Origin of the sequence: Ktedonobacter sp. SOSP1-85 (assembly GCF_016587415.1) — a bacterium.
Taxonomy (GTDB): Bacteria; Chloroflexota; Ktedonobacteria; order Ktedonobacterales; family Ktedonobacteraceae; genus Ktedonobacter.
The window spans coordinates 2,536,944-2,561,026 of sequence record NZ_BNJI01000001.1 but is presented as its reverse complement, the minus strand read 5'-3'; the positions used below and the strand labels follow the sequence as shown (position 1 = coordinate 2,561,026).

At 52.6% G+C, this 24,083-nt stretch carries 18 protein-coding genes and 2 tRNA genes; 9 read left to right on the top strand and 11 right to left on the bottom strand.

Features of this window, described 5'->3' with window-relative positions; genetic code table 11:
• Positions 1–124: 124 nt before the first annotated feature.
• From KTE_RS10690 to KTE_RS10680, 3 genes are all read right to left on the bottom strand, one after another.
• Positions 125–1,795 carry a hypothetical protein gene (locus tag KTE_RS10690; protein ID WP_201380865.1) on the bottom strand — a complete coding sequence of 557 codons (1,671 nt, stop codon included), beginning with the start codon at positions 1,793–1,795 and terminating at the stop codon, positions 125–127.
• A gap of 120 nt (positions 1,796–1,915) precedes the next feature.
• Positions 1,916–4,081, bottom strand: coding sequence for a glycosyltransferase (locus KTE_RS10685; protein WP_201380863.1), 2,166 nt, complete (start codon positions 4,079–4,081; stop codon positions 1,916–1,918).
• Complete coding sequence (locus KTE_RS10680; RefSeq protein WP_201380859.1) at positions 4,078–5,454, bottom strand: lipopolysaccharide biosynthesis protein; 1,377 nt, start codon at positions 5,452–5,454, stop codon at positions 4,078–4,080. The genes KTE_RS10685 and KTE_RS10680 overlap by 4 nt, the downstream gene beginning before the upstream one ends.
• Positions 5,455–5,950: 496 nt before the next feature.
• Between KTE_RS10680 and KTE_RS10675 the strand changes: the two genes are divergently transcribed.
• Positions 5,951–6,319 (top strand): hypothetical protein, encoded by a 369-nt coding sequence (locus KTE_RS10675; protein ID WP_201380857.1) that lies wholly within the window; start codon positions 5,951–5,953, stop codon positions 6,317–6,319.
• 48 nt (positions 6,320–6,367) lie between these two features.
• Here KTE_RS10675 and KTE_RS10670 read toward each other — a convergent pair whose 3' ends face one another.
• The 4 genes from KTE_RS10670 to KTE_RS10655 all read right to left on the bottom strand — a co-directional run bounded on the left by KTE_RS10670 (position 6,368) and on the right by KTE_RS10655 (position 8,878).
• The gene (locus KTE_RS10670; RefSeq protein ID WP_201380855.1) at positions 6,368–6,997 is read right to left on the bottom strand and encodes an RNA polymerase sigma factor; all 630 of its coding nucleotides are present in this window, start codon (positions 6,995–6,997) and stop codon (positions 6,368–6,370) included.
• Positions 6,998–7,391: 394 nt separating this feature from the next.
• A complete protein-coding gene (locus KTE_RS10665) occupies positions 7,392–8,537 on the bottom strand; it encodes an AI-2E family transporter (protein ID WP_201380853.1) in 1,146 nt (381 codons plus the stop codon).
• Positions 8,538–8,668: 131 nt separating this feature from the next.
• Positions 8,669–8,742 (bottom strand) — tRNA-Gln (locus KTE_RS10660).
• A gap of 62 nt (positions 8,743–8,804) precedes the next feature.
• A tRNA-Gln gene (locus KTE_RS10655) sits at positions 8,805–8,878 on the bottom strand.
• Positions 8,879–9,106: 228 nt separating this feature from the next.
• Here KTE_RS10655 and KTE_RS10650 point away from each other — a divergent pair.
• The 3 genes from KTE_RS10650 (at position 9,107) to KTE_RS10640 (ending at position 12,001) form a co-directional block, all read left to right on the top strand.
• Positions 9,107–9,517: a hypothetical protein gene (locus KTE_RS10650; RefSeq protein ID WP_201380851.1), complete on the top strand. Its 411-nt coding sequence runs from the start codon at positions 9,107–9,109 to the stop codon at positions 9,515–9,517.
• A gap of 137 nt (positions 9,518–9,654) precedes the next feature.
• A complete protein-coding gene (gene mdh / locus KTE_RS10645) occupies positions 9,655–10,581 on the top strand; it encodes a malate dehydrogenase (RefSeq protein ID WP_201380849.1) in 927 nt (308 codons plus the stop codon).
• 193 nt (positions 10,582–10,774) lie between these two features.
• Complete coding sequence (locus tag KTE_RS10640) at positions 10,775–12,001, top strand: FHA domain-containing protein (protein ID WP_201380847.1); 1,227 nt, start codon at positions 10,775–10,777, stop codon at positions 11,999–12,001.
• Between the two features lie 127 nt (positions 12,002–12,128).
• Here KTE_RS10640 and rsmI read toward each other — a convergent pair whose 3' ends face one another.
• Positions 12,129–12,833 carry a 16S rRNA (cytidine(1402)-2'-O)-methyltransferase gene (gene rsmI / locus KTE_RS10635; RefSeq protein WP_201380845.1) on the bottom strand — a complete coding sequence of 235 codons (705 nt, stop codon included), beginning with the start codon at positions 12,831–12,833 and terminating at the stop codon, positions 12,129–12,131.
• Between the two features lies 1 nt (position 12,834).
• Positions 12,835–14,409: a long-chain fatty acid--CoA ligase gene (locus tag KTE_RS10630; RefSeq protein WP_201380843.1), complete on the bottom strand. Its 1,575-nt coding sequence runs from the start codon at positions 14,407–14,409 to the stop codon at positions 12,835–12,837.
• A gap of 789 nt (positions 14,410–15,198) precedes the next feature.
• Here KTE_RS10630 and KTE_RS10625 point away from each other — a divergent pair.
• From KTE_RS10625 to KTE_RS10615, 3 genes are all read left to right on the top strand, one after another.
• Positions 15,199–16,581, top strand: coding sequence for a helix-turn-helix domain-containing protein (locus tag KTE_RS10625; RefSeq protein ID WP_201380841.1), 1,383 nt, complete (start codon positions 15,199–15,201; stop codon positions 16,579–16,581).
• 205 nt (positions 16,582–16,786) lie between these two features.
• Complete coding sequence (locus tag KTE_RS10620) at positions 16,787–17,698, top strand: hypothetical protein (protein ID WP_201380839.1); 912 nt, start codon at positions 16,787–16,789, stop codon at positions 17,696–17,698.
• A 32-nt stretch (positions 17,699–17,730) separates the two neighbouring features.
• A complete protein-coding gene (locus tag KTE_RS10615; protein ID WP_201380838.1) occupies positions 17,731–18,786 on the top strand; it encodes a hypothetical protein in 1,056 nt (351 codons plus the stop codon).
• 12 nt (positions 18,787–18,798) lie between these two features.
• Here the strand turns inward: KTE_RS10615 and moaC are convergent, their stop codons facing one another.
• Both moaC and KTE_RS10605 read right to left on the bottom strand, forming a co-directional pair.
• Complete coding sequence (gene moaC, locus KTE_RS10610; protein ID WP_201380837.1) at positions 18,799–19,311, bottom strand: cyclic pyranopterin monophosphate synthase MoaC; 513 nt, start codon at positions 19,309–19,311, stop codon at positions 18,799–18,801.
• A 145-nt stretch (positions 19,312–19,456) separates the two neighbouring features.
• Positions 19,457–20,815, bottom strand: a complete 1,359-nt coding sequence (locus KTE_RS10605) for a helix-turn-helix domain-containing protein (RefSeq protein WP_201380836.1) — start codon at positions 20,813–20,815, stop codon at positions 19,457–19,459.
• 536 nt (positions 20,816–21,351) lie between these two features.
• Here KTE_RS10605 and aroC point away from each other — a divergent pair.
• Positions 21,352–22,503 carry a chorismate synthase gene (aroC, locus tag KTE_RS10600; RefSeq protein WP_201380835.1) on the top strand — a complete coding sequence of 384 codons (1,152 nt, stop codon included), beginning with the start codon at positions 21,352–21,354 and terminating at the stop codon, positions 22,501–22,503.
• Between the two features lie 492 nt (positions 22,504–22,995).
• Positions 22,996–24,024 carry an RRXRR domain-containing protein gene (locus KTE_RS10595; protein ID WP_201380834.1) on the top strand — a complete coding sequence of 343 codons (1,029 nt, stop codon included), beginning with the start codon at positions 22,996–22,998 and terminating at the stop codon, positions 24,022–24,024.
• Positions 24,025–24,083 lie beyond the last annotated feature (59 nt).

Here is a 24,083-nt window from a genome sequence, read left to right as displayed (position 1 = left end):
CTTGCTTTGTGGATAGGGTACCCTGTGACAGAGAATGTTATTGCCTGTCATTATAGCTGAAAGTCTATGAGCTTGCTAGAAAGTGGAGCGCATGGGTGGTATATTCTCCTATGTCCCCCACTTTCTAGCGCCTGGAATAGATGACATAGCCAGCTACCGTTTCACGCCGGTAATGCGTTGGATCTGACGCGTACCTTGTGGCCTCAAAATTATGTGCTTGCAAGGAGGTTAGCGGAAAGACATAGGTTGGTGAAGGGGCCTGGCCTACTATCGTCGCATACTCAGGATAACGATTCTGCCCAGGTTCCAGGTTGTAATCGAGATTGCTGCACAGAATGTTTTCATTTGATGCGAAGATCAGGCGATTGCACGTCCAGTACTCCGAATAGATACGCGTCTGCTGGTGTGTCAGCAGGTATGACACCAAGGTTTGTTGGCGCTCGTAGGCGGCCTGTGCGTTGGGCGTATCAGCGAAGGTACGAATGGTCCCCACAACTAACATGACCAGGATAAGCAGGAGCGCGCCCACGCGAGCGAAGAAGAGGAGACGCGCGCCTCCCTTTTCTGGAAACGCCAGCGTTTGGATACCCCGCCAGAGTGGCCAGAGTATGGCAGGGAGCGCGACGCACATGCTCAAGAGATAGCGTGCCGTCGGGCCAGGATTGACCGCCGAGGAGGCGCTCACCGTATAGAGCAGTAGAATCGCGCCCGCGCTGAGCAGCAAGGCCAGGCGCAGAGCCTCCAGCACGAGCATTCGATAGGCTGGCGACTTGGCCAGTGGTTCCTGGCGTGGCCAGTGGCGCCAGAGCGAGGTCACCGCCATCACAGTTGCGCTCCCCCAGAGCACCAGGTAGCCTAGAGACCAGAGGCCCTGCGTGATGCTACAGGTAAAAGTGGCGACCGTTGTCGGGCCAAAGAGAGGAAGATTCTCAGGCGTGCATATGGGGTTAAAGCCGGTAATCGCGGGCAGGGCAAAGAGGAGTGAGCCGACCAGGCGCCGCCAGGGAGAGATATTATGGGCTGCCATCTCATCGGCCATGGCTTTATTCACGTTGATGATATCGTTGAAGGTATTGTGCGTGATAGGCATAGATACATTGTAATACACCATGGGCGAGATACACAGTAGAAAGCCAGCCAGCAGGACTACAAGATTCCAGCCACGGACTTCCCTGCGGCAGAAGACCAGCAGGAGCAACAGGGACAGTCCCACAAACGGAAGGGTAATTTGATCGGTCCAGACGGCCAGGCCACAGAGTATACCCTCAAGTAAGAAGAGGAGACGGCGGCGTATTGTGAGCGTGGCTGTAGGGGTGGTCAGGGCCAGGTGCGCGGTCAGCAGCAGCAGCGAGGTGCTTAAAACCAGGATATCGGGATAGCGTCCAAAGGCTTTAAGCTCTTGAATTAACATATCAATCGAGCCAAAACTTAGAAGCAGGACGCTAAAGAGGGCCAGTTTCCGTGAATAGAGCTTACTGGTCAGGTTATACAGGAGTATGAGAAAGAGCGCAAAAAGCGTTATCAGAAGCAGGCGTACCGTGAAGACCGATGGGCCAAGCAACAGAACAAATGGAGAGGCCAGGTGGGCTTCCAGAGAGCCGAGATAGGATTGCCCATAGTAAAAGATGGGATGCTCGCCCCGAAAGGCGATATGCAGGGCCATTAGATCGATGACGCTCTCATCGCTGTTGGTCGTTGGCCAGTTGAGAGAAATAAGTGCAATACGAAGGACAATAGCCACGACAACCAGGGCCAGCAAGATTAATTCAGATATGCCGATACGGAATCTCTTCAAGAATAACATACAATTCCTAACGTTAGAGCAGCCCTGGTGGTTGCATCCAGGGAAGAATGTCGGGGGTAGTGAAGTTGCCCCACTACCCCAACTCAAGCATACGTTGTCTAAAATAAGATGTCAATGGAAGATAAGCTTCTTATAAAGATCTATAAGCTCTTGCGCATAACGCCGCCAGCTAATCACAGAATCCAGGGACTGAAGTTCGTCTGTGGTGGGATGATAGTAACGACGTGTGGCAGCCTGGAGCGCCTCTGACAGCGATGAAGGACTTTCAGGCTGGTAATAAATACCAGTGTGTAGAGGGAGCATCCCCTGGTAGCGTGGCAGTGTAGGCGCGATAACCAGTCGATCATAGGATGCAGCCTGGATCGCAGCGTGCAGGTTGCCAACACTGATATTCGCCCGGTGAGGAAAGATCACTACATCGCACGCGCCCATGTAGAGCGGAAGATCAGTCTCGCGCGCCTGGGGATACACATGAACATGCTCATCCACGTAGGCAATGCGTTTGAGCTTGCGCGTGAAGCGTTTGGTTGCAGGAGGACCTGCCAGGAGCAGGTGCAGTTGGAGAGGCTCCGGCTCGCGATTAGCCATCTCCTGTTGTACCTCTTGAAAGCCCTGTATGAGCTGTAAGACCTCGCTCTCAGTGTGCAAATGCGTGTGACAGAGATAGATAAAGGTATTGGGTTCGGTCAGGCCAAGCTGCTTACGCGCCTGCTCTTGCAAAATAAGGGGAGGATTGGCCCCGCGTGAGCCGGGATAGGAGAGGCCATAGGTACGCTGGCGCAGCTCTTTCTCGGCATAGAGGTCCTGGGGCTGGCGCGTGAAAGCCTGAATCGCGTTACTTCTCGAGAGAAGAGTATACTCAATCTCCAGACATTTACGGGCACGCCGACCTGGGAAATTGTGCCACCAGCCCCCCGCATCCGTCGCAACGATGGTAACACCCAGGAGGCGCGCCACCCAGAGCGAGAACAGAAGGCGTCGTCGCGCAAGCCAGGAGAGCTTGAAAGCGCCTGGCTGGTAGATATGGACCACGCCAATGGAGCGTTGCTGATAGGCACGATGGCGCCAGAGCCAGTTGAGCGGAATGGCCCGCTTTTTCGTGACCAGGGGAACCTCATCTTTTAAATAGTCGAGAACGCGTGGCTGTTCTTCTTTATTGGGATATACAAAGAGAACCGAGGGAAGCGTGATTTCGGCAGGGGCATGGTAGAGCGCCTGGATGAGCTGCCGCAGTCGACCCGCGGCCCGTGCCCGCTCCATCGCCGCCATCATATACTCCGAAGTTGGCTTGTGAGCAAGCACGATCAGGGGGCGCTGGATACAGGCCATATTGAGAATATTCAGACACTCCAGAAACGCCGCCAGGAGAATCTGGCGTGTCGTGGAGGGTGCTGGCGCATCGGCGCGAGGTTGACAAGCATAGCGGGCCAGGATTTCAGCACGCCCCTGCCAGTAAGCTCGCCCTAGAAAGAAGGCTTTTTGTAAACGTACAATTGGCGCGCGATGAAAGACCAGCGCCTGTGGCTCATACCAGAGCTGGCAGTCATACTGGCGTAGGCGCTGGCACAATTCTTCTACATCTAAGTTGGTAGGACTATGCAGGCGTTTGCTAATATAGGGCGAGAAGAGACCCACCTTGCGCAGTGATTTGATTTTTACGGAGAAACAGCAATTGCTAAACGCGAGACCAGGCGGCATTGGCAGGCGCTTCTGCTCGAAACCAAAGGGCGAAAAATAACCCAGGACATCCAATAACTCATCCGAGAGCCAATAAGGCCGATCGCCCTCCCAGCGAATATCGACGCGTCCACCAATGGCGTCCGCGTTGGTCTCATGATAAGCGATTAGCAGTGCCTCTAGCAGGTTGGCATCCGCGATGCTATCATCATCCATGAAGACGGCAATCTCTCCACGTGCATGAGCCAGTCCCGTGTTGCGCGCGTAGGCTAGCCCATTCTGAGGTTCAGAGATGCAGCGTGCCTGCCAGCGTTTTTCGGATGGTGTGCGTTTATCGTAGAGCGATTGCATATAGTTTTGTATGGCTTCCGTCGTCCCGTCGTTTGAGCCATTATCAACCACAATCACCTCGTAGAGGTGTGGTGGCAACGTTTGGCGGTGCAGGCTGGAGAGCGCCGAGAGAACCAGGTTGCGGCGGTTATATGTACAGAGAATAATGCTCAAGCGCGGTAGCTGTGGCCTCCCCTGGGAGTGATAGACCGCAATCGACTGGATATGGGCATCGGTATTTGGCGAATGGTACTGGTGAAGTGTCATCATACCTCCTTAGGCACTAGCGCCACCTGCTTTTTCAGCGAAATATGGCAGAGCAGTATCGACCCCACTGCCGAGAGAATTTGTGCACTGGCGCTGGCGATGGCCGCGCCTGAAAGACCCCAATAGGGAGTAAGCAGGACCGCGAGCAGAATGTTGAGGATGGCAGCACATAATCCCAGGCGCAGGCGTAGGGGATGCTGCTTGTAGGTTGCCAGGTAGGTTGTACTGACCGAAGCCACGCTCCCAAAGGCGGCGGAGACCAGCAGGATACGGAACGGTACGACTGCCTCCAGGAACTCTGGCCCCAGGCAGAGTTGAATAAGAAAGGGGCAGAGCAACATGATAAGGCCGCAGAGCGGGAAGGCTAAGACTGCCATCGCGCATGACGTACGGATAAATTGTTGTTGTGGAGAGCTACAGAGCCAGTGCGCGCGTGAGACCAGGAGCAGTTGGGTACAGAGTGGGGCGAGAAAGGTCGAAAAAAGCAGCGGGATCAAGCTCATCAGCCAGCTACTTAGCAGCGCGCCCAGCGCATAGAAGCCCAGGTAGGCGGGGCGATACCAGAGAGCCAGGAGAAGGAGCTCGCTACGTTGCCAGACGATGGCATCAATGAGAAAGAAGAGCGGTGAGTTTCTGATCTTGCGTACCAGTCGCTCGCGGAAGAGGTGACTGGGAGCATGAGCCTGGCTGACTGGTAGCAGGCGTAGCACGCAGATCATAGCCATGACCAGTGTAAGAGTATCCGCGATGGCGCGTGCCAGTAAAAAGATGCCAATCCGTTCACCATCGATGTGCAGGGCGACAACCACCAGGAGGAAGCTGACAAAGGCTCCAAAAATTTGCAGCATGAGTAGGAGATCTGAGCGTTGCTGACCACGTAGCGTCACCCCGGCAATATTGCTAAAGAGCAGGGGAAGACTCGAGAGGCTGCCGAGTAGAAGGAGAGAGCGACTGGGTATGTGGAAGAACCAGGCAACAGGAGTGACAAGGATCAGGCAGGCCAGGATATAGAAGCCGATATGGCGGCACTGGCGGCACCAGAGAAAATAGAAGATTCCGGCTACCAGGCGAGGGGCTTCATGACTCTGCGTGCCTGCGATATGCTGATTAGCGGGTGCTGAGGCCCCTATACCAATCAAAGGGATCACCAACGCGCCAAGCCACTGCACAAACGCAAAGATGCCAAAGTCATCGGGTCCGAGCGTACGAATAATGAGCACCTGTGTGCAGCATGTAATGAGTGTCGCGTAGAGAGTCGCATAGAGATGCCAGTAGCCTGGAAGTAAGAAACCTCCCTGTTCACGATCAGAGAGCAGACCCGGAAGGTGAATATTTTGTAAATGAGAGCGAATATTATTTGAGCGTGGTAAGAGCATGACCCCTCCACCCATACCGCACCACATTACCACAAAGCAACATTGAATCCCAACCCCACAAAATAAAAAATACAAACCAGAGTATCCAAACAGAACCCATACTCTCTTTCATTGTAGCAGAGAGTTCGGGAAAGGCTTGTAGAGGTGTATTTTGTATACCATTATGTACCATAATAGATCATTGTAGGGTAATGTATAGTTGTGTCGATATGTGAGGCAGTGAGGCACATGGTAGTAGCAAGCAGTATTATGTATAGAGAGAGTGTGTGCTTTTAGAGCAGTGTACAGAAAGGTTGATTTAGGGTTATCGACCGACGCTGCTAAAGGCACGCATCTACATAGCTAGGACGAGATGCCCGTACCTTGATATGTAGACGCGTACTTTAGTAGCGTCGTGCCACCACACAGCTCAATGCATCTAGACACTGCTTTTTAGGATAAAACTCTGCACAAGGTTTGTTGCGTGTAGTTGATGTTGATGTTGAGGAGTGGCGAAGTGAGAGAACAGACCAGTCTTAGTGAGCGTGGCATGGTGATTCAAGAGCGTGTGGGGGGCGAGAAGCTCCATGCAATCATTCATATCGAGGTGCATGAGGCATATTTTTTGCCTTATTTGCCACAGTTAATCTGCTATCCTTCTCGCAGGTTGCTTCACCTATTTCCCTACGAGCTCGCGAATGAATATCGTTGTGTGCCAGTAGGTATCGAGCGGGGGGCGGTTACCCTGGCTACAGGCCACTGTCTCGCTAGTGACGTTCTGGCCCGGCTTCAGAAGCATACGCACAAGCGTATTTTTCAAGTGCGTTGTGCGGATATAATCCTTGACGAGTTACTACAGTACTGGCGAGGCGTGCTCCCGGCTTAAGGGTAGCGGCTCTGCCTGCACTGGCGGCTTTCTCTCTTTTCATATATTTTAAGCAAGAGAGAAAGCCGCGCGCGAGGCTGGGTAAGCAAAGCCTGCATCTACCGACTGAATATCGGGGGCGCGCAACGTGCGTCGCAGGTTATTGAGCGCGGCCTGAATGCGCTTCTTTAACGTATTTTCGGAGGTCTCGAGTGAGCGTGACATCTCCGGCAGTGTCATTCCATTGTAGTAGTGAAGCACGATGACAACACGCTGTTTCATAGGAAGATTATTAATCGCCTGGACCAGGTCCCAGTCTCGTTCCATCTTTCCTTTGAAGTCATCGGCTGCCTGGGCGATCAGGTCTGTTTCCTGCTCTAAGAGTCTCTGGCGCATAAAGGCAGTATTGCGTGCGAGGCGCCGCTTAAAACTGATACATTGATTGACAACGATACGCATGAGCCAGGGGCGAAGCGCACCCACCTTGCGCAGATCTGTGAGATGGTTCCAGGCAAGGATGAATGCATCCTGTACAACGTCTTCGGCCACATCACGATCCGCAACAATGAGCGTCGCTGTACGCAGCATCAAGTTGCCATACTGCTCCACAATATCCTCAAAGGCTTTTTGATCGCCCTGGAGCGCACGGCTCACAGTGATTTCTTGCTGTACCTGCTCGGGCGTTAGTTCACTGATCATCTCCATCTCTTGCCCCTCTCTACCTGAGTAGGGATGGTGGAGGTATGTATCGCAGGCGCGTCGATTGTAGATGCGAAAGGTGCAGGCTGGGATGTAGGCGTCACCATGATGTGTATAACCTCCTCATATGCATGCGTGATGCAAACTCTGTACAAAATATAGCACGATGATAGGGCGCGTTCAAGGTGTGCCTGCTCACTAATTTGTGCATGTGTAATCTTTGTGTATGGAAAACGGCTTATTTTGGTGTAAAAGTTGTATTAAAAGAGTTTTATGGCTTCGCTTATTATATTTGTACAATGTTTGATGTGTAAGTGAAATGGGTTTGTGCAATGTTTGGTTAAAAAAGATGGCGAGAGGCATAATACCCCTCACCATCTTTTTTATTCGGACGCTATTCTCCTGTAGCTGCTTCTTTAACCTGTTCTTTGGTCTGAGCAAACTGATCGGGATGGCGCGTGCGCCACTCGCCCCACAGGACGATAATGATGGTTTGCAGGACGCCGGCTATGGGTGAGGCAAAGAGCGTACCCCAGATGCCAAAGAGCTCGCCACCGGCGACCAGCGCGAAGAGCGAGACAATAGGATGAAGTCCAACAGACTTGCCGACTATACGGGGACCCACCACCTCGCCCTCGATAACGTGTATGAAGACAAAGTATACCAGGACAAGGAGGGCTGTAACCCAGGACTGGGTTAACGCAATGAGGATGCAGACCGCACCTGAAATAAAGGTGCCAAGGACTGGAATGAAAGCCATAATAAAAGCCAGTATACCCAGGAGGAAGGCATAGGGCAGGTGAAAAATGAAGCCCATGCCCAGGCCAACCAGTACCGAGATCAGCAGAGCCAGGATAAATTGTCCACGTATATAGCCGCCAACCACGCGTTGCAGAGTATCCAACAAGAAGTTGGCGCGTGCGGCCTGGGGGGTATTGCGACGCAACCATTGAATCACGCGTGTGCCATCAATGAGCAGATAGATGCTTAAAATGGCAACGATAATGGTATCGATAAGAAATTCAAGGAAACTGCGTAGAAAGGGAATGGCGTCGCGGGTAAACTCCTCGCCACGTGTGAGTAGAAATTGCCGGCCCTCGTTTATTTGTGCACGTGTGATGCCAAAGTTTCCCAGGGAACGTTCTAGCTGTGTTGGCTGGCCTCCATGTCGCTCGGTCAGGCTTTGCATGTAGCGCAGCAGGTCATGCGTTTGTGTAATCGTTGCGCGCAAGGTAATATAGCCGAGCAGGCTAAACGCTGAAAGCACGATTAAATAGACAACCAGGATCGCCACGGTACGTGGCATGACGCGCTGAAGTAGTTTTACCAGAGGGGCAAGGGCAAAGGCAAAGAGAGCGGCAATCGCTAGCATCAGCAAAGCCTTTGTGATGTGTGATGCCAGCCAGAAGACGAGGATAATGAAGACGCTCCAGGCCAGGTAGGTTAGCGGAATATCGCGCCTGGTGGCCCACTTCTGCCAACGTTGTCTCTGGGTGAGGCCTGGTTGCCTATCTGGAAGTTCGGGTGCATCTTTGGCCATAGAGCAGAGTTCTCCCTCAATAAAGGCTGAACAAACAGTAAGAATACCACTATACAAGCCATTGTAGCAGAGGGAGTGTGAGCCAGGTGGAGAAGGGCAAGAAAAAAGGAGAGGTGATTCACCTCTCCTGATGGCTGGGGTACAGGGACTCGAACCCCAATTAACTGATCCAGAGTCAGCCGTCCTACCATTGAACGATACCCCAATGTGTCGGTGTGTGTAGAAGCTAAGAGTCAAAGAGGAGGAGAGGTGATTCACCTCTCCTGATGGCTGGGGTACAGGGACTCGAACCCCAATTAACTGATCCAGAGTCAGCCGTCCTACCATTGAACGATACCCCAATCTCTTTGCCAAAGCTCTGACGCTCTTGACGTCAGTATGATACCGTAACATGGTTGCGTTGTCAAGAGGGCAAAAGGAAAAACTGGGCTTCTCAGAAAGTTTTTTGTTCTGAACCAGAAGCATCGATACAAACGTATCTTTACCAGGATGTGCCATGCGGATTTTGGCGAGTGTGAACGTTCATTTTGTACGCCTATGCACAATAAAGCATAGGAGCAAGGGAGTATATGATGGTTTTTATAAAGTCGCACTTGATAGCCTGGGACCAGGGAGAGAGCCAGAAACGAGGTGGCAAGATGCAGCGTGGACCTGGTGTGCCGTGTCCACAAGAAGAAGAAATCGTGCAGCGAGCGGTAGCGGGGGAGCCATTCAGTGACGACCTGACTCATCATATTGCTTGCTGCGAGCGGTGTCAGGAGAAAGTGGCAGTGTATCAACGTTTAAATGCTAGCCTGGTGCAGAAGCTCTATAGATTTGACTGCCCCTCCAGTGAGACCCTGAGTTATTATTGTGCTGGTTTGCTGGAGAAAACGCGCGCAGACGAGACTGAAGGCCACCTCCGTGTCTGTCCTCTCTGTGCAGAAGAGGTGGAGCAGACGCGCACCTTTTTGCAAGCTGAACAGTTTAAAAATTCATAGATGGCGGAGAATTGCCATAAGGATGCGCCAGGGCATACAATAAAGAGAAAGTAGAATACTGGTTTACTCTCTCTTCGGAACACCTGAGCGCGCAGGGCTCGGGTGTTCCGAAGAGAGAGTTTTGAAAGGACGCGTCAATGCGAAGAAAAATCACCGTCGTAGGAGCCGGCTTTGTAGGCAGCACTCTTGTCCAGCGCCTGGCAGAGCGTGACTACGCTGATGTAGTCATGTTTGACATCGTACCTAATATGCCACAGGGAAAGGCGCTTGACATCATGCAGGCCGGACCTGTGCTTGGATTTGATACACAGGTAACTGGTACCAACGATTACGCCGATACCGTCGGTTCCGATATCGTCGTTATCACCTCTGGTTTCCCACGTAAGCCCGGAATGACGCGTGACGACCTGGTGAAAAAGAATCAGGAGATCGTCTCGCAGGTTACCGAGCAAGTGGTCAAATATTCACCCGACTGTATCATTATCTGTGTGACTAATCCTCTCGATGCCATGGCGCAGATCTCGCTCAAGGTCAGCGGTTTCCCACGTGAGCGTGTGCTTGGCATGGCAGGTGTGCTGGATACCGCGCGCTTCCGCACCTTTATCGCACAAGAGGTTGGAGCCTCGGTACGCGATGTTCAGGCCTATGTCCTGGGTGGGCATGGCGACACCATGGTTCCGCTTGCACGTATGTGTACAGTCGCGGGCGTACCCATCTCGCAGCTTATCTCGCCCGAGCGTATTGAAGAGATTGTACAACGCACCCGCGATGGTGGCGCTGAAATTGTGAAGCTGCTGGGCACGGGTAGCGCCTACTATGCTCCCTCGGCCTCCGTCTTGCAAATGGTCGACTCTATCATGCTGGATAAGAAGATGATCATGCCCTGCGCGGTCTACCTCCAGGGTGAGTACGGCATTCACGATCTCTTTGTGGGTGTGCCGGCCCAAATCGGCTCAAAGGGTCTGGAGAAGGTCATTGAGATCGAGCTGAACCCCAGTGAGCGCGAACAGCTCACCAAATCGGCCGATGCCGTCAAGGAACTGGTGCATGTAATGGGCATCTAGCCTTATACAGGCATGAAAAGCAGCGTGCGCGCTCTCATTACCTGAAGCCAGGGAAAGGCGGAGCGCGCACCGCTCGTAGAAGCGTATGTTATAATATAATAAGATTTTTTGCTTATTTGCCATTGTATTTCGCGTGTAGCACGCAATGCCAGCCTCAAACGCGACCTAGCGGGGACAAGAAGGGGAGGCTCTTATGAGAGAACGTCAGCCACTTGCAAGTGTGAGTGTAAAGGGACAGCATGGCAATGCATATCGCATTGATCAGCCGGTGACGTTAATTGGACGCTCTTCTAAGAATGATATCCCTCTCTCAGGCGACCGACTTGTATCGCGTCGACATGCTACACTCTGCTTTGAGCAAGGGAAATATATTCTCACCGATGAGGATAGCGCGAATGGAACCTATATCAATGGGATAAAAATCGCGCCCCACCGGCCCTATATCTTGCGCCACGGAGCTGAGCTGCGTATCGGGAGCAATATCCTCGTGTTCGAGCTACACGATGTTGAGATGCCTCGCATAGAAGACATACCCACTGTGATACTCCCCGTACGAGGAGTGATGGGATCTCAGGCGGATGAGGCCAGAGTGGCGCAACCAGGCGCGGCTGCCGCCTGGCAGTTGACGAGTTTCTCTCCCCGGTTGATTGGTATTGGATCATGGAATGCCTTCTTTATCTATCTTCATCGTCCGGATGCTGCGCAACAGGTGCGCCAGGATGCCTTGAGACTTTTGCACGAAATCGAGGATGATACGGAGGAGTCTGCGGATGCAGGCGAAGTACTTGTCCATCCGGATATGAACCTGACGATTGTTCCCGAAGGCGAGGGCATCTTCTTTCATCCGCGGCGTATCACGCTGAACGGGATGAAAGATTGGCAGCGGGCTACCTTTCGCTTCTATGTCAAGCCAGAGCAAGAGGCGAAGATACGCACCTGTAGTATCGCCTTTTATGCCGGGCCACTCTTGCTTGGCCTGCTTGAGGTGCCGCTTGAGTTCGCTGGAAAAGAATTAGATATCTGGCCTCCTGCATATGAAAATTGCATTCAGATGACGACCGAGAGCTTGCACACTGTCTACCTGGCTTATAGTCATGAGGATGAGGTCATCGCGCGAGCAATTCACAAGGCGTTGAGTACTCTGGACCTTCCGTTTCTGCGGGAAGTGGAGGCGCTACGAAGAGAGCAGCAGGAGGGACCAGCGTTAGAGCAGAAGCTCAAGAGTGCCTCAATCTTTCAGCTCTTCTGGTCGAGTAACGCCGCGCGTTCGGCATACATGAAACAGGAGTGGGAATCTGCCTTGCGCCTCGCGGGCGAACGCGCCTTTTTGCGCCCGGTGTACTGGGAAGTGCCGCTTGTGTCCCCGCCCGAGGAGTTACGCGAGCTGCACTTCACCTATATCCCGGCCAATGTCTTATAATGGACGACGCTACTGGCGTACGCGTCTACTTCCGGAAGTAGACGCGTACGCCAGTAGCGTCGTCCTACTCCCCACCTTCATATATAGATGCGTGCTTCAGCAGCGTCGTGCCCCCCGTAGCGTCGTCCTATCCCTCATCATCCGCATCAGCACCGCTACTGGTTTCGCGTCCCTTGCCTGCGATCACCACGATATACTCGCCTTTAAGCTTGCTCTCGGGCGTAGCCGCGATGAGAGAGGAGAGGCTGCCGCGCTCGACTTTCTCAAACATCTTTGTCAGATCGTTGGCAAGCGCGGCGGGGCGGTCGCCATAGACCTCAAGCGCATCTTTCAGAAAATCAAGCACGCGATAAGGACTCTCATAGAAGATCAGTGTATGGGGTGAGTCTTTATCGACCTCCATAAACTTGCGGCGCCCAACAGTCTTGCGAGGGGGAAAGCCGCGAAAGGTAAAGCTGTGAGTTGGCAGACCAGAGAGCACAACCGCCATAATACAGGCGGTTGGCCCTGGAATCATCGTGACCTCGAGATTGGCCTGAACGGCTCGCTGGACAAGCGTATAGCCTGGATCCGAAATGCCGGGTGTGCCCGCATCTGTCACTACTGCTACCGACTGACCCTGGCGTAGCAGGTTTTCGATGCGTTCCCCTGCGCGTTGCTCATTGAAGGCGTGGAACGCGATCTGAGGTTTGGAGATCTCGAAGTGTTTCAGCAGCATGCCGGTCTTGCGCGTATCCTCGCTGGCGACAGCATCGACTGAGCGCAAGACTTCGAGCGCACGTAGCGTAATGTCATTTAAATTTCCAATCGGAGTAGCGACCAGATAGAGCATATTAGTGTATCTTCTGTTCCTTCCTGAGTGTGGTGAGTTGCGAGAATACCTCCTGGCGCTTCACTTTCAGTGTATGTGTGCGAGGAAAATCGCTCTCAGGCCAGATGGTAAAGCCTTTGATTTGTTGATGGCTCGCCAGACGCTTGTTCGCTTGCTGAATCGCAGCCCTGGCTTTTGCCTGATCAGGCTGTTCCATGAGCAGAATGGCATGTACTTCGGGTCCACGATCCTCATTCTCAAGCCCCATGATAACAACATCCTTAAGGTCTGGATGGCCCTGAAAAGCGTTTTCGACATCCTCGGGATAGACATTCATCCCATTGGAGAGAACAATCAGGTTCTTTTTGCGTCCCTTGATATAGAGTCTATTCTGCTTATCGAGGAAGCCGAGATCACCTGTGCGATACCACTCGCCCTCAAAAGCGGCGGCAGTTGCCTCAGGATTATTCCAGTAGCCTTGCGTGATATTCGGGCCGCGCACCAGGATCTCGTTATCGGGAGCGATGCGTACCTCTACGCCGGGCAGAGGCTGCCCCGCCGACTCCATATGGTGGTCATGCTTGCGTGTGACGCTGACCACGGGCGAACACTCGGTCGTACCATAGCCTGGGTGAACGCGCACACCCATATTCTCCCAGCGGCTTCCTAGTGCGGGCGGCAGGTAGGCGCCACCGCTGACGAAGAAGCGGAAGTGACCACCCAGTTTCTTATGCACCGAGCCAAAGAGATAGCGGCGCAAGGAGAAGGGGAGCAGAGCCGCCACGGAGTGGAGCCGTTCCCATATTTTCTCCTTATGCTGGCGTCGTACCTCGCGATCAATGCCATTCATAAAGAGTTGGAGCACCTGGGGAACCAGGACCATAAGCGTGATACGCTGTGAGGCGAAAAGCCTGAAGAGGGTATCAGGAGCCAGGGAGCGAGCATAGGTCACGCTGGCACCAACATAAAAGATCGCCAGGTCGATTGTCAGTTCAAACATATGTGAGAGTGGCAGAATAGAGAGCGCCCGTTCCTGTGGACGAATATCCACCACCTCCACCGCTGATAGAGCATTGGAGGTAATATTGTAGTGGCTGAGCATCACGCCTTTGGGCTGGCCGGTTGTGCCGGAGGTAAAGACAAGGGAGGCCAGGTCATCTTTTGCGATGGTGGGGAGGGCAGAGGGATCAAAAGCGGCTTGAGGAAGATTATCTATATCAATGAAGGTCAGTGGAAGCGAGGGGAGAGTTTCAAATTGTTTCTGCGTTGTCAGCAAGAAACGAGCGCCCGTCGCCTCGATGAGACGAGTGATAAAATCCTCTTTGCTATTGACGTCGACGGGAACAACCACCATACCGAGAAGAACGGCGGCAAAATAGGCGATGAGCCAGTCAGCTCGGCTCGCCGACCAGATCATAATACGTTCACCCTTCTGGGCCTGCTGACTCTGAAGATAGCCCGCGAACTGCTGCATGCGTTCGCGCACCTGGAGATAGGAGAGGATAGATATGGAATTACCATCGGTCGGTTCGAGGAGTACGGGTTGGTTACGGTATTGTTCAACAGCATAGTTAAACAATTGAGGAATAGTTTCCATCGCGTAGCCTTTCTGTGTACTGGCAAGAAACTGAAGTTATGCGCAACGCTGCACCTGAACAATAGGTAAGGTTGAGCTATAAAAAGGAAGCAAAAATAAAATAAGACCATGCGTGTGTACAGGCACGTATTTATCAAGTGTATCATAAGATGGGCGCGAGAGATAGCCGGAAAAAGGGATGAAACCGTGGTTTTCCAATTCTGAAGGCGGTTTTCTCTCTTTTCTATAGGCCGCTCTAGCAGGCACTCGGTGGAGCTACGTAAATAGTTATGTAAGGGTGGTGGGAGGCTTGTAGAGAGCAAGCATACAAGAGAGCAAGGTAAGCAGAAGGAGGCATGCTATAGAATGAATCATTGTGAAATGATCTGATAAATTGTAGCGAAAATTTGTATAGAAACTCGAGCATAAAACCATACGCAGAGGTCGTAAAATGAATAGAAAACGTAGAGATTTTTAACTCAAAAAATATTGAATTATGCTCTGATGTGCCGATGTAAAATTTTATGAAGTAACACTATGATGAAAGTACAATATGGGTTGACTCAAATCATAAGTGTATGTTAGACTACAAGAGAGAAAGTAGTATCTAGCTAATTCCTGTCTTACGTCAATGCTCTTACGCTAAAGCCTCATGTAGATTCCATGAGTGATACAAGAATTGCTGTAGTAAAAAAATCGCGTGAGACTCGTAAGGCAATCGCTAGATCGGTTCGATTGTATGTGTTGACGTTTTGTCTGGGAGAGTGAAAAGCGTTAACATGTATGGTTTAAAAAAAGGAAACGATTTCCATGCCATCCCTCGAAACTGCTAATGTAGGGAAGGCGGTTGCAGCGCGAGTAGGGACGAATATTCGAGAAGTGCGCACAAAGCTAAACATGACTCAAGCGCAGCTGGCCGCCCCCGAGTTCTCCATTTCGTATATTTCAGCGATTGAACGCGGGAAGATCCGCCCTTCGCTCAAGGCGTTGTCGATTCTTGCTCGCCGCCTTGATGTACCTCTAACCTTCTTATTAGAGGGTTCTCCTGCCGGCGCGGCAGAAGCGCGCGCGGTAGGCTACTCGCCCGCTGATACCGGCCCTGATCAGCGCGTTGACGTTGACCTGGTGCAGGCCAGTGTTCTGGTTGAGCAGGGTTCCTATCTAGAGGCCGAAGAACTCCTGGTTCCTATCCAACCCGAGCGTATCACCACAGAGCAGGTCTATCGCCTCTACCTGCTACGTGGGCAGATCCACCTGGGGTCAAGAGAGTATCAAGAAGCAGTGGTTGATCTACGCGCCGCCATCGGCCAGGGCGAGGCTATCAACGATAGCGAGTTGACCGAGCGCGCGCGCAACCTGCTAGGCAAGGCCTACTTCTTGCTGTACAACTACACGCTGGCCATGGAGAATCATCATCGCTGCTTTACAGCGATTGAGAATGGACAGATTACTGATCCCGTCTTCTCCCTGGAGGTCTTTAGCAACCTGGCCAATGACTACTTCCGCCTGGGCGATCTGGAGAAGTCGATTGAGTTCTACAATCGCGCTCTGGATATGCTCAATGCCATGAGCCGGGATAGCAAGAGCTTCGCCAGGAAGTATATTGAGATCAGCCAGCATTATAAGACGGTTGGCAAACTGGCGATGGCGCGCGAATATGCCTTGCGCAGCCTGGCCATTTATGAAATGCGCGACGAGCAGCGCCTGGTTGGTCTAACTCACCAGCGCCTGGGCAAGGCCCTGGAGAAGAAGAACGACCTGACGAGCGCGGAAAATGAGTACCGGCAGGCCATCGCCATTGAGCGTGAGCTTAATGATGAGATCACCGCCTCTCTCTGTCATACCTCCCTGGCCGAGCTCCTGCTCAAGCGTGGTGAGGTCGAAGAGGCTCAGCGCGAGGCGAGCCAGGCACTTGAGTTTGCGCGCTCCAGTGAGGACGCCCAGACCCAGGGGCAGTCCTTGATTACCCTGGCGCAGATCTATCATCAGAAGAGCGATTTTACGCAAGCCGATGCCTACTTTACGCAGGCCCTGGATTTGCTCGATGCCTCGAATGCCCATGAGATCGCGGCGAGCGCATATTTCCGCTTCGCGAACCTCCTTGAGGAGCGCGGCGAGGTTCAGCGCAGCCTGTCGGCGATTAAAAAAGCCTATGAGCATCAGCGCCTGGGTAAGCGTGGCGACCTGGAGTAAACAGGGGTGCGGATGACTGCGTCACCCTATTACGTTGATCACTAGATAGAGCAAATTGCATCCCTCCATATCTAATGTATGGAGGGATGCAATTTGTTGCGTTCCCTCACTAATCCTTGTACAATGCAAGAGGCAAGCTCTGTGATCGAAGAGGTGCGGAGCATGCAGAAGACTATTTTATGGGCATTTTGTAGGAGTTCCCCGCATGCCATTTACAGCAGACGACCTTCGGTATCGACCAGAGCAGAGCTATCCCCTTCTCTACGCCTATTTGCATCGTAATGCACAGCGCTTTCTGGGTTCACTTAAATATGATGCCTTCGAGGTGGACACGGTGGTGGGCCATGTCGTGGAGCAGCTTGTGCGTTTAGGACTCCTGGGTGGAGAAGATCGAACGCCAAAGACGGCGCTTGACGGCTTAACGGATGCTCAATTCTATACCTTTCTTAGCCGAAGCGTGAGAAATAAGGCGATTGATCGTCTTCGCAAGCGCCGACTCCAGGTGAATACGGCGGCGGAGCTGGAACAATTTGAGCGAGAAGAGAGCGACGAAGATCCTCTTGAGGACGCAGTTGTTACGGCCTGGGGAACGACTCCTTTCGCTACTCCAGAAGATCTTGCCTTACACCTGGCTTCTCAGGCTCAGTTACGCAATTTACTTAAGCACTGTATCTTTGTACTCAGCGCCGCCCCCAATCAACTTCAAGCAGTCATGCAAGAACTGCATGAGATGGGTGCCGATGATCTCTTGCAGGTAGTTGTGAAGGAGCTGCATATCGATACATCGACTCCTGTGGAAACTAACCCTCATATGAGCCAGCATAAGGACCATGCACACCGTAAATTGCGTCATTGTTTGCAGCAGCAAAGTACCAATTTGACAGTACGCGTTGCGTTACGTTTGATAGAATATAAGGCCTCCGCTCCCGGTAAGCAGGACAGTATACTGGCGATTCACACACTTGTCCATGATGATCTCACAGCGGAGCAGATACATACGGCCCTGAGACAACTGGTCACAGAAGGCTTACTCGAATGGGATGGCACGGATGTCATCCATGTAACAGCCGCCCAGCTGAAGCGCCTGGCCCGCTTCTACCGTGAAGAAGAGGAATAGCAAGAGATTGAAGGCTCGAGAGGAGTAGAGAAATGGACAAGCAGTTTGATCACAACGCAATGGCCCCTGGCAGCGAAAGCCGGCTGGCCCAATGGTTATTGCAACTCCTGCGCGAGCCGAAAAGCGATGCGGGAATACCGGTAGCAGCCTCCAGGCATGGAGCGCGTCCTGGTCACAGACCTGAGGCGCTACTGGAGCTGCAAGTTGAGAGCAGCTATCACCTGCCTTTTTATCAGCAGTTGCCAGATTTTGTGCTGGCGCAACTGCGTGGCGATGAAGAGGCTACACTGCGCTATGCCACACTGCTCTACCACCTTGTTGGTTGTGCTGAATGTCACCAGGCATACCTGGAGATCTATGATGCAATGGGGGCGGCCCTCCATGAAACCGATACCTATGCCATGTATGGTCTGGGTGGAAATCGCGGCGCGGGTGTGACTCCCCAGCGGATGCTTGGTCACCTCTGTCGCACTCTTATTAGCCAGGCGGAGGCGATCTTGAAGCAGGCGCGGCGTAGTCATCAGGATGATGCCGAGGCGGCGCGGGCGCTTCTCCAGCTGGCCCTGCGTATGAGTGCCCGTATTGGTCAGAGCACCATTCGCCAGAGCGCCACCCAGGATCTCGTGCGCGTGGCTACCCTTGCGCAAGGACCAGCGGTCCCGCCCGGCTCGGGTGCACAGGTGTACCAGTATACTCCTACTCTCACGGGAGCTGGCGCACGCGGCAAAACGGTACGCCGGGCCGACGTGCTCAGCCGCTCTCTTGAGCAGCCAGTAATCCACTTGCAGGCCAGGGGTTTACATGGCTCAATTACCCAGCGTGAGCGTACTCTTGAGTTGCATTTACAGCACCTCGACCCACAAACTTATGGCCAACGTCTCCTCATTACTGTCCCCCTTGGCTCCCTCATCGAGCCTGTGCGTTGGCGTGGAGGCAACCCGCTCGCCATTCGTAGCGAACAGCCCGTCGATGCCCAGGGTTCCCTGGTGATGACATTGGGCGAAACAGATCTTAACTTAAGTGATCCAGAGGAGCATAACCTGCTGGAGACACTCTTTCTCTTATTAGAAGTACGCGTAAGCGCATAGTGAGCTGAGGTGCTAACTCCGTTGCTCTGGCGTAAAGGAGACGGTGCCGCTTTTGCCGCCGCTTTTCTGTGAGACATAGGCCTGCTCCAGGGTAATTGTGGTATCGAGTCCTTTACACATATCATAGATCGTCAGGGCGGCTACAGTAACGGCGGTGAGTGCTTCAACATCGACACCTGTTTTATAGGTTGTGCGGGTGCGCCCCTCAATCGAGATACATCCCTGCTCACTATCAAGGAGAAAATGGAGATCAATATGCGTCATTGGCAGGGGATGGCAGAGCGGAATGAGCTGTGGAGTCTGCTTGGCGGCCATGATGCCCGCGATCTTTGCGGTCTCCAGGACGCTCCCTTTCGAGACCTGGTTGTGTTCAATTAAGCGGACGGTTTCGGGCTGCATGCGTATGCGTCCCTTGGCGATGGCCTCTCGCATCGTATCGGGACGGGTGGTCACATCGACCATGTGGATATTGCCCTGTTCGTCCAGGTGTGTCAGTTGCTGTGGTTTATCGATTGGCGAAGACATAAAGCGACCTCCTTTTGTGCCCTCCAGTATAACGTACCTTTGTAGTGCTTGTCACTCTCACAAAAGAAGATTCTGGCTAGTAGGTGGTGTGGTATAGTTGTTCGCTACTGGCGTACGCGGCCGCTGTACTACACCACCTACTAGCTTACTTGCCAACCTTTTGGCGGCTCTGGAAAGCGCGGCGGAAGTAGGCGAAGGCTTCGCGTTCCTTGCCATTCTCCTCAAGCAGTTGCGCGTAATGCACAGATTCATTGGCCAGTTCTTCGTGGCGTTCCAGGTGTTCAAGAATATGCAGGCCCTTGATGAAGTCTTCATCGCCCCGAGCCTGTTTCCCCTGGGCATAAGCGATGCGCCCAAGAACAATATAGGTCTCCGCACCGATGATATTGTCTTCAAATTCATCAGCGAGCGCCTTGCTCTTCTGGGCAAAGGCGTAAGCCTGCTCATAGTCTTGCTGGGCAAAGTACCAGGAGGCATTAGTAATGTAGAGGCTTGCGAGCGAGAGTGGGTCGAGCGCGCGGAGGCGTTCTTCTTGTTGAAGCACATTGTCCAGAAATGAGCGAGCCTGCTCCGAATCGTTTTTGAGTATTGCTTGGCCCAGATAGTAGTACACTTCGCTTCTCAGTTGAGCAAGTTGGGCCTGGTTTGTGAGATAGAGGCTCTTAAAAGCGTAAAGAGTAGCAAGATCATACTCTTTACTGATGCTGTGATGGCGAATGATGTCGAGGTAGGCTCCATGATTCTGAGAGGAGTTGATCTCAGGGCCGATGGCATCAAGGGCTTTACGGAAGGCGTCAATGGCTAGATCCAGGTTCTCTTGCTGGGTGTAATATTGTCCTATCTGCATGTGTAACTGTGTTGCAAAGAAGGGATCAACAGGAATGGATGATGTTTCCAGGACGTTGAGGCAACGTTGAAAGGAGAGGAGCGCCTGGCTGTAGTTACGCATGGTATTGTAAGCGAGAGCAAGCAGGTAGAGTATGCGTAGCGTCAAGTAATGATCGTTGAGTTCTTTTGCGATTTGCAAGGCTTCATTAAATACATACTCGGCTTGCTGGAATTGAGCATTTTTGAAGTGTGACCAACCTGTAAGGAACCGATGGCGCAAGAACTGGGGACGTTTGAGGCGCTTTAAGGGAATACGATTGAGTTGTGCGAGTGCATGGGCGGTATTTCCTTCATGCAAAGAGACATTGATCTCTATAAATGCGAGATCGATTTCTTCTTCTTCCCGTTCTGGGAGTGGAAAGAGACTATTCGCACGATCCTCTGCCTGCGATCGGTTAGGCAGAAGTTGTGTAGAAGAGAGGCCAAGGCGAGTCGCCAGGATCTCCAGGGCGCGCAAAGAAGGGTGGATTTGTCCACGCTCAATGGCTGAGATGTAGCTGACAGAAAAATCAGGAGCTGCGAGCTGGCTCTGCGTCAAGTGTTGCGCAATGCGAGCGGTTCGCAATTTTTCTCCTACCGATTTTCCAATTTTGCTTGACGTTTGTTCAGGGGACATAGTTGCCTCCTACATAGTTCTTGCAAATTTTATCCATAAATACACAAAAGGTACTTTCAAATATATTGTAAAGTACAATTATGTTTTCTGTCAATACGCTAATGCAATAAATATTGTAAAGATAAATTGTAAAGTCAGGCTTGTGTTACAAGTAAAGTCGCTTTGCGAACAAACACGTCTATCAACATGCTATAATGACTCCTAAGAGAGAGAGAACGTATATCTTTAAATGCCGCTGAAACCTGTACATTAGAAATACACAGGAGTAATCGAGCTGTGATATAGCGCAAATCTGAAGTAGGACGTAGCTGGCTGAAGCCAAATATGCTCTCATCCCTCGCCGCGACAGATTTCAGGTTTATTGGGTGGGTGTAGAAAAAATCGCTCTAACTTGTAGAGTAAACGTCTCCTGGCAGTGTTTTTGGTATATAGCACAAGTGGGGATGACGCATTTTCAAGAACAACGAGATGCTATAAAATAAGCTAGATGCGTAGTTGAGTAGGCAAGTCAAAGAAAAAAGAGAGTTTAAAAAAATATGTTCCGTTTTTTGACCGCAGGTGAGTCGCATGGTCCCTGTCTGACGATTGTTGTTGAAGGATTGCCCGCTGGATTGCAGGTAGAGAAGGCGCTGGTAGATGCTGATTTGCGCAGGCGCCAGGGAGGCTATGGCCGGGGTGGGCGCATGAAGATCGAGAAGGATGAGATCCGCTTCCTCTCCGGTGTGCGTCATGGAAAGACCCTCGGCTCGCCCATTACCATGCAGATCGAGAATCGTGACTGGGTGAACTGGGAAGAGCGCATGAATGCCGCTCCTGTCGAGGCTGAGATGGAGACGGTCACGCGTGTGCGTCCAGGGCATGCCGACTTTACTGGGGCGATCAAATACGGACAGGACGATGTACGTAATATTATTGAGCGTTCTAGTTCACGCGAGACAGCCTCGCGCGTCGCCATTGGTGGACTCTGCCGCCAGTTTCTAGCACAGTTTGGTATTGAGATCCATAGCCATGTCCTCTCCGTCGTCGATATTGGCTATGAAGAAGAGCGCGCGCTGACACCTGAAGGCTACTCTCCTGAGATGTGGGAGGCGGTTGAAGCCTCGCCAATGCGCTGCGCGAGCCCAGAACTGACCGAGAAGATGATCGCGCGTATTCTGGAGGCCAAGCGCGCGGGCGATACCTGTGGTGGTGTATTTGAGGTTGTCGCCTTCGGAGTACCCATTGGCCTGGGAAGCTACAGCCAGTGGGATCGCCGCTTGAGCACTCGCATTGGCATGGCTCTGATGAGTATTCCCTCGACCAAGGGCGTTGAAATTGGCGCGGGCTTTGGCGCGACGCGTAAGACTGGTTCCCAGGTCCATGACGTCTTGCGCCGCTCGTCTGAAGGAGCCTGGTCGCACCTGACGAATAACGCGGGTGGCATCGAGGGAGGTATCTCCAACGGCGAGCCTATCGTTGCCCGCGTTGGTGTCAAGCCCATTCCTAGCCTTGCGCATCCCCTGCCCTCGGTCGACCTGGCGACCGGCGAGAACATTGATCAGAGCCGCTACGAGCGTAGTGATGTCTGCGTCGTTCCCGCGGCTGGCGTTGTCGGCGAGGCTATGCTGACCGCCGTCTTGACCGAGGCTATGCTGGAGAAGTATGGTGGCGACAGCATGGAGGAAATGCTGCGCCATTATCGGGCGTAGAAACGTTTATATTAATAGAGGTATCGCCACAATTACCCACAACATTGCAAAATAGTGTGTAAGAATGATACATTCCTATAAATACGTATACTGCTTCCCCGAAATCCTGAGCGCGGAGTGCTAGTCACGAAAGTGACGCCGCGCCCCGAATGAGGGTTGGATTTCGGAATTAAGAACAGAGCACCATGCGATAAAGAAAAAGGGCAGTCGCGAACGCTGTTTGCACATTTGAGGATATGAGTCATGAACCCCATGCCTCTGCGGCAGGGGCTTGTCAAAGGGCTACGACAACGCAAGTCATGTCTAGTGGGTCCCCTTCGGGGGACAGTCGCGGGATGGGCTAGTTTTCAAGAACGTTCGAGTACCCCCCTCGCTTGAACTACTTCTAGCTGCGCCCAAGCTGACACCCTTCGGGGTTAAGCCCGTCCTCGCTCTCACGAAGGGGAATATTACCCTGGCTTCGACCAGGAGTGAAAGGAAATCCTTTCTCGTATGCGAATCCCTGTTGTCGATAGTCGTGGAGTGGCATTAATGCCTTGCACGCCTGCCAAAGCACGACAGTTATTCAAGAGTGGCAACGCTCGACCAAAGCGCAATCGGCTTGGCATCTTCTTTGTCCAATTGTGCTACGAGCAAGAACCTGACAATCAGCCGCTTGTGGTTGGGATTGATCCTGGTGCCACATTTGAAGGGTTCAGTGTGGTTGGAACCCGCGATACGGTGCTCAATCTGATGGTAGAAGCGCCGACGCATGTGAAAGATGCTATGGGAACCCGCAGAACCATGCGTCGGGCACGTCGGCAGCGCAAATGGCGTCGCCCCAAGCGCTTCAGCAATCGCCTGAATCGCAAAAAGCGCATCCCGCCCTCCACCCGCAGCCGATGGGAAGCCAAAGCGCGTATTGTAGCTCATCTGAAAAGCACCCTTCCGCTTACCGATGTGGTGGTGGAAGATGTACAAGCTGCAACCAGGAATGGGAAAGGTGGCAAATGGAACCTCTCATTTAGTCCTGTGCAGGTTGGCAAAGAACATTTGTATCGGTTGCTCACTGGCATGGGCTTGCAGGTGTATCTCAAACAAGGATGGGAAACCAAGCACTTACGGGAGCAGTATGGCCTCAAGAAAACCAAGCAGAAGGACAAACAAAGCTTTGATTCCCATGCGGTGGATAGTTGGGTCTTGGCGGCTTCGGTCAGTGGAGCGACAACACCCACCTGCCAACGACTCTGGTATGTGCTTGGAGCAGTCTTGCATCGTCGCCAACTCCATCGGTTGCAAGCCTCAAAAGGTGGTGAACGCAAGCCCTATGGGGGCACGCGTTCGCTTGGATTGAAGCGTGGAACACTGGTGCATCACGCCACCTATGGCCTCTGTACTGTGGGTGGCTTTGATCGGAAAAAGCAAACGATGAGCTTACATGCGTATCGAACCAACAAACGCCTCACTCAGAGAGCCAAGCCTGCTGCGTGCAACGTCAAAACATGGGTCGCATGGCGCAGTTGGCTGGTTCCCTCCAAGTAAAAAAGGAGCGGTTTTGTTTCCTCCCCATGGCTCAAGCCAGGGATCTCCACAAAGCCGAT

Bases quoted from the DNA above. Each gene is read 5' to 3' on its own strand.
- KTE_RS10685 (WP_201380863.1), bottom strand. From the start codon at position 4,081: ATGATGACACTTCACCAGTACCATTCGCCAAATACCGATGCCCATATC.
- KTE_RS10680 (WP_201380859.1), bottom strand. From the start codon at position 5,454: ATGCTCTTACCACGCTCAAATAATATTCGCTCTCATTTACAAAATATT.
- KTE_RS10670 (WP_201380855.1), bottom strand. From the start codon at position 6,997: ATGATCAGTGAACTAACGCCCGAGCAGGTACAGCAAGAAATCACTGTG.
- KTE_RS10665 (WP_201380853.1), bottom strand. From the start codon at position 8,537: ATGGCCAAAGATGCACCCGAACTTCCAGATAGGCAACCAGGCCTCACC.
- KTE_RS10650 (WP_201380851.1), top strand. From the start codon at position 9,107: ATGATGGTTTTTATAAAGTCGCACTTGATAGCCTGGGACCAGGGAGAG.
- mdh (WP_201380849.1), top strand. From the start codon at position 9,655: ATGCGAAGAAAAATCACCGTCGTAGGAGCCGGCTTTGTAGGCAGCACT.
- KTE_RS10640 (WP_201380847.1), top strand. From the start codon at position 10,775: ATGAGAGAACGTCAGCCACTTGCAAGTGTGAGTGTAAAGGGACAGCAT.
- rsmI (WP_201380845.1), bottom strand. From the start codon at position 12,833: ATGCTCTATCTGGTCGCTACTCCGATTGGAAATTTAAATGACATTACG.
- KTE_RS10630 (WP_201380843.1), bottom strand. From the start codon at position 14,409: ATGGAAACTATTCCTCAATTGTTTAACTATGCTGTTGAACAATACCGT.
- KTE_RS10625 (WP_201380841.1), top strand. From the start codon at position 15,199: ATGCCATCCCTCGAAACTGCTAATGTAGGGAAGGCGGTTGCAGCGCGA.
- KTE_RS10620 (WP_201380839.1), top strand. From the start codon at position 16,787: ATGCCATTTACAGCAGACGACCTTCGGTATCGACCAGAGCAGAGCTAT.
- KTE_RS10615 (WP_201380838.1), top strand. From the start codon at position 17,731: ATGGACAAGCAGTTTGATCACAACGCAATGGCCCCTGGCAGCGAAAGC.
- moaC (WP_201380837.1), bottom strand. From the start codon at position 19,311: ATGTCTTCGCCAATCGATAAACCACAGCAACTGACACACCTGGACGAA.
- KTE_RS10605 (WP_201380836.1), bottom strand. From the start codon at position 20,815: ATGTCCCCTGAACAAACGTCAAGCAAAATTGGAAAATCGGTAGGAGAA.
- aroC (WP_201380835.1), top strand. From the start codon at position 21,352: ATGTTCCGTTTTTTGACCGCAGGTGAGTCGCATGGTCCCTGTCTGACG.
- KTE_RS10595 (WP_201380834.1), top strand. From the start codon at position 22,996: ATGCGAATCCCTGTTGTCGATAGTCGTGGAGTGGCATTAATGCCTTGC.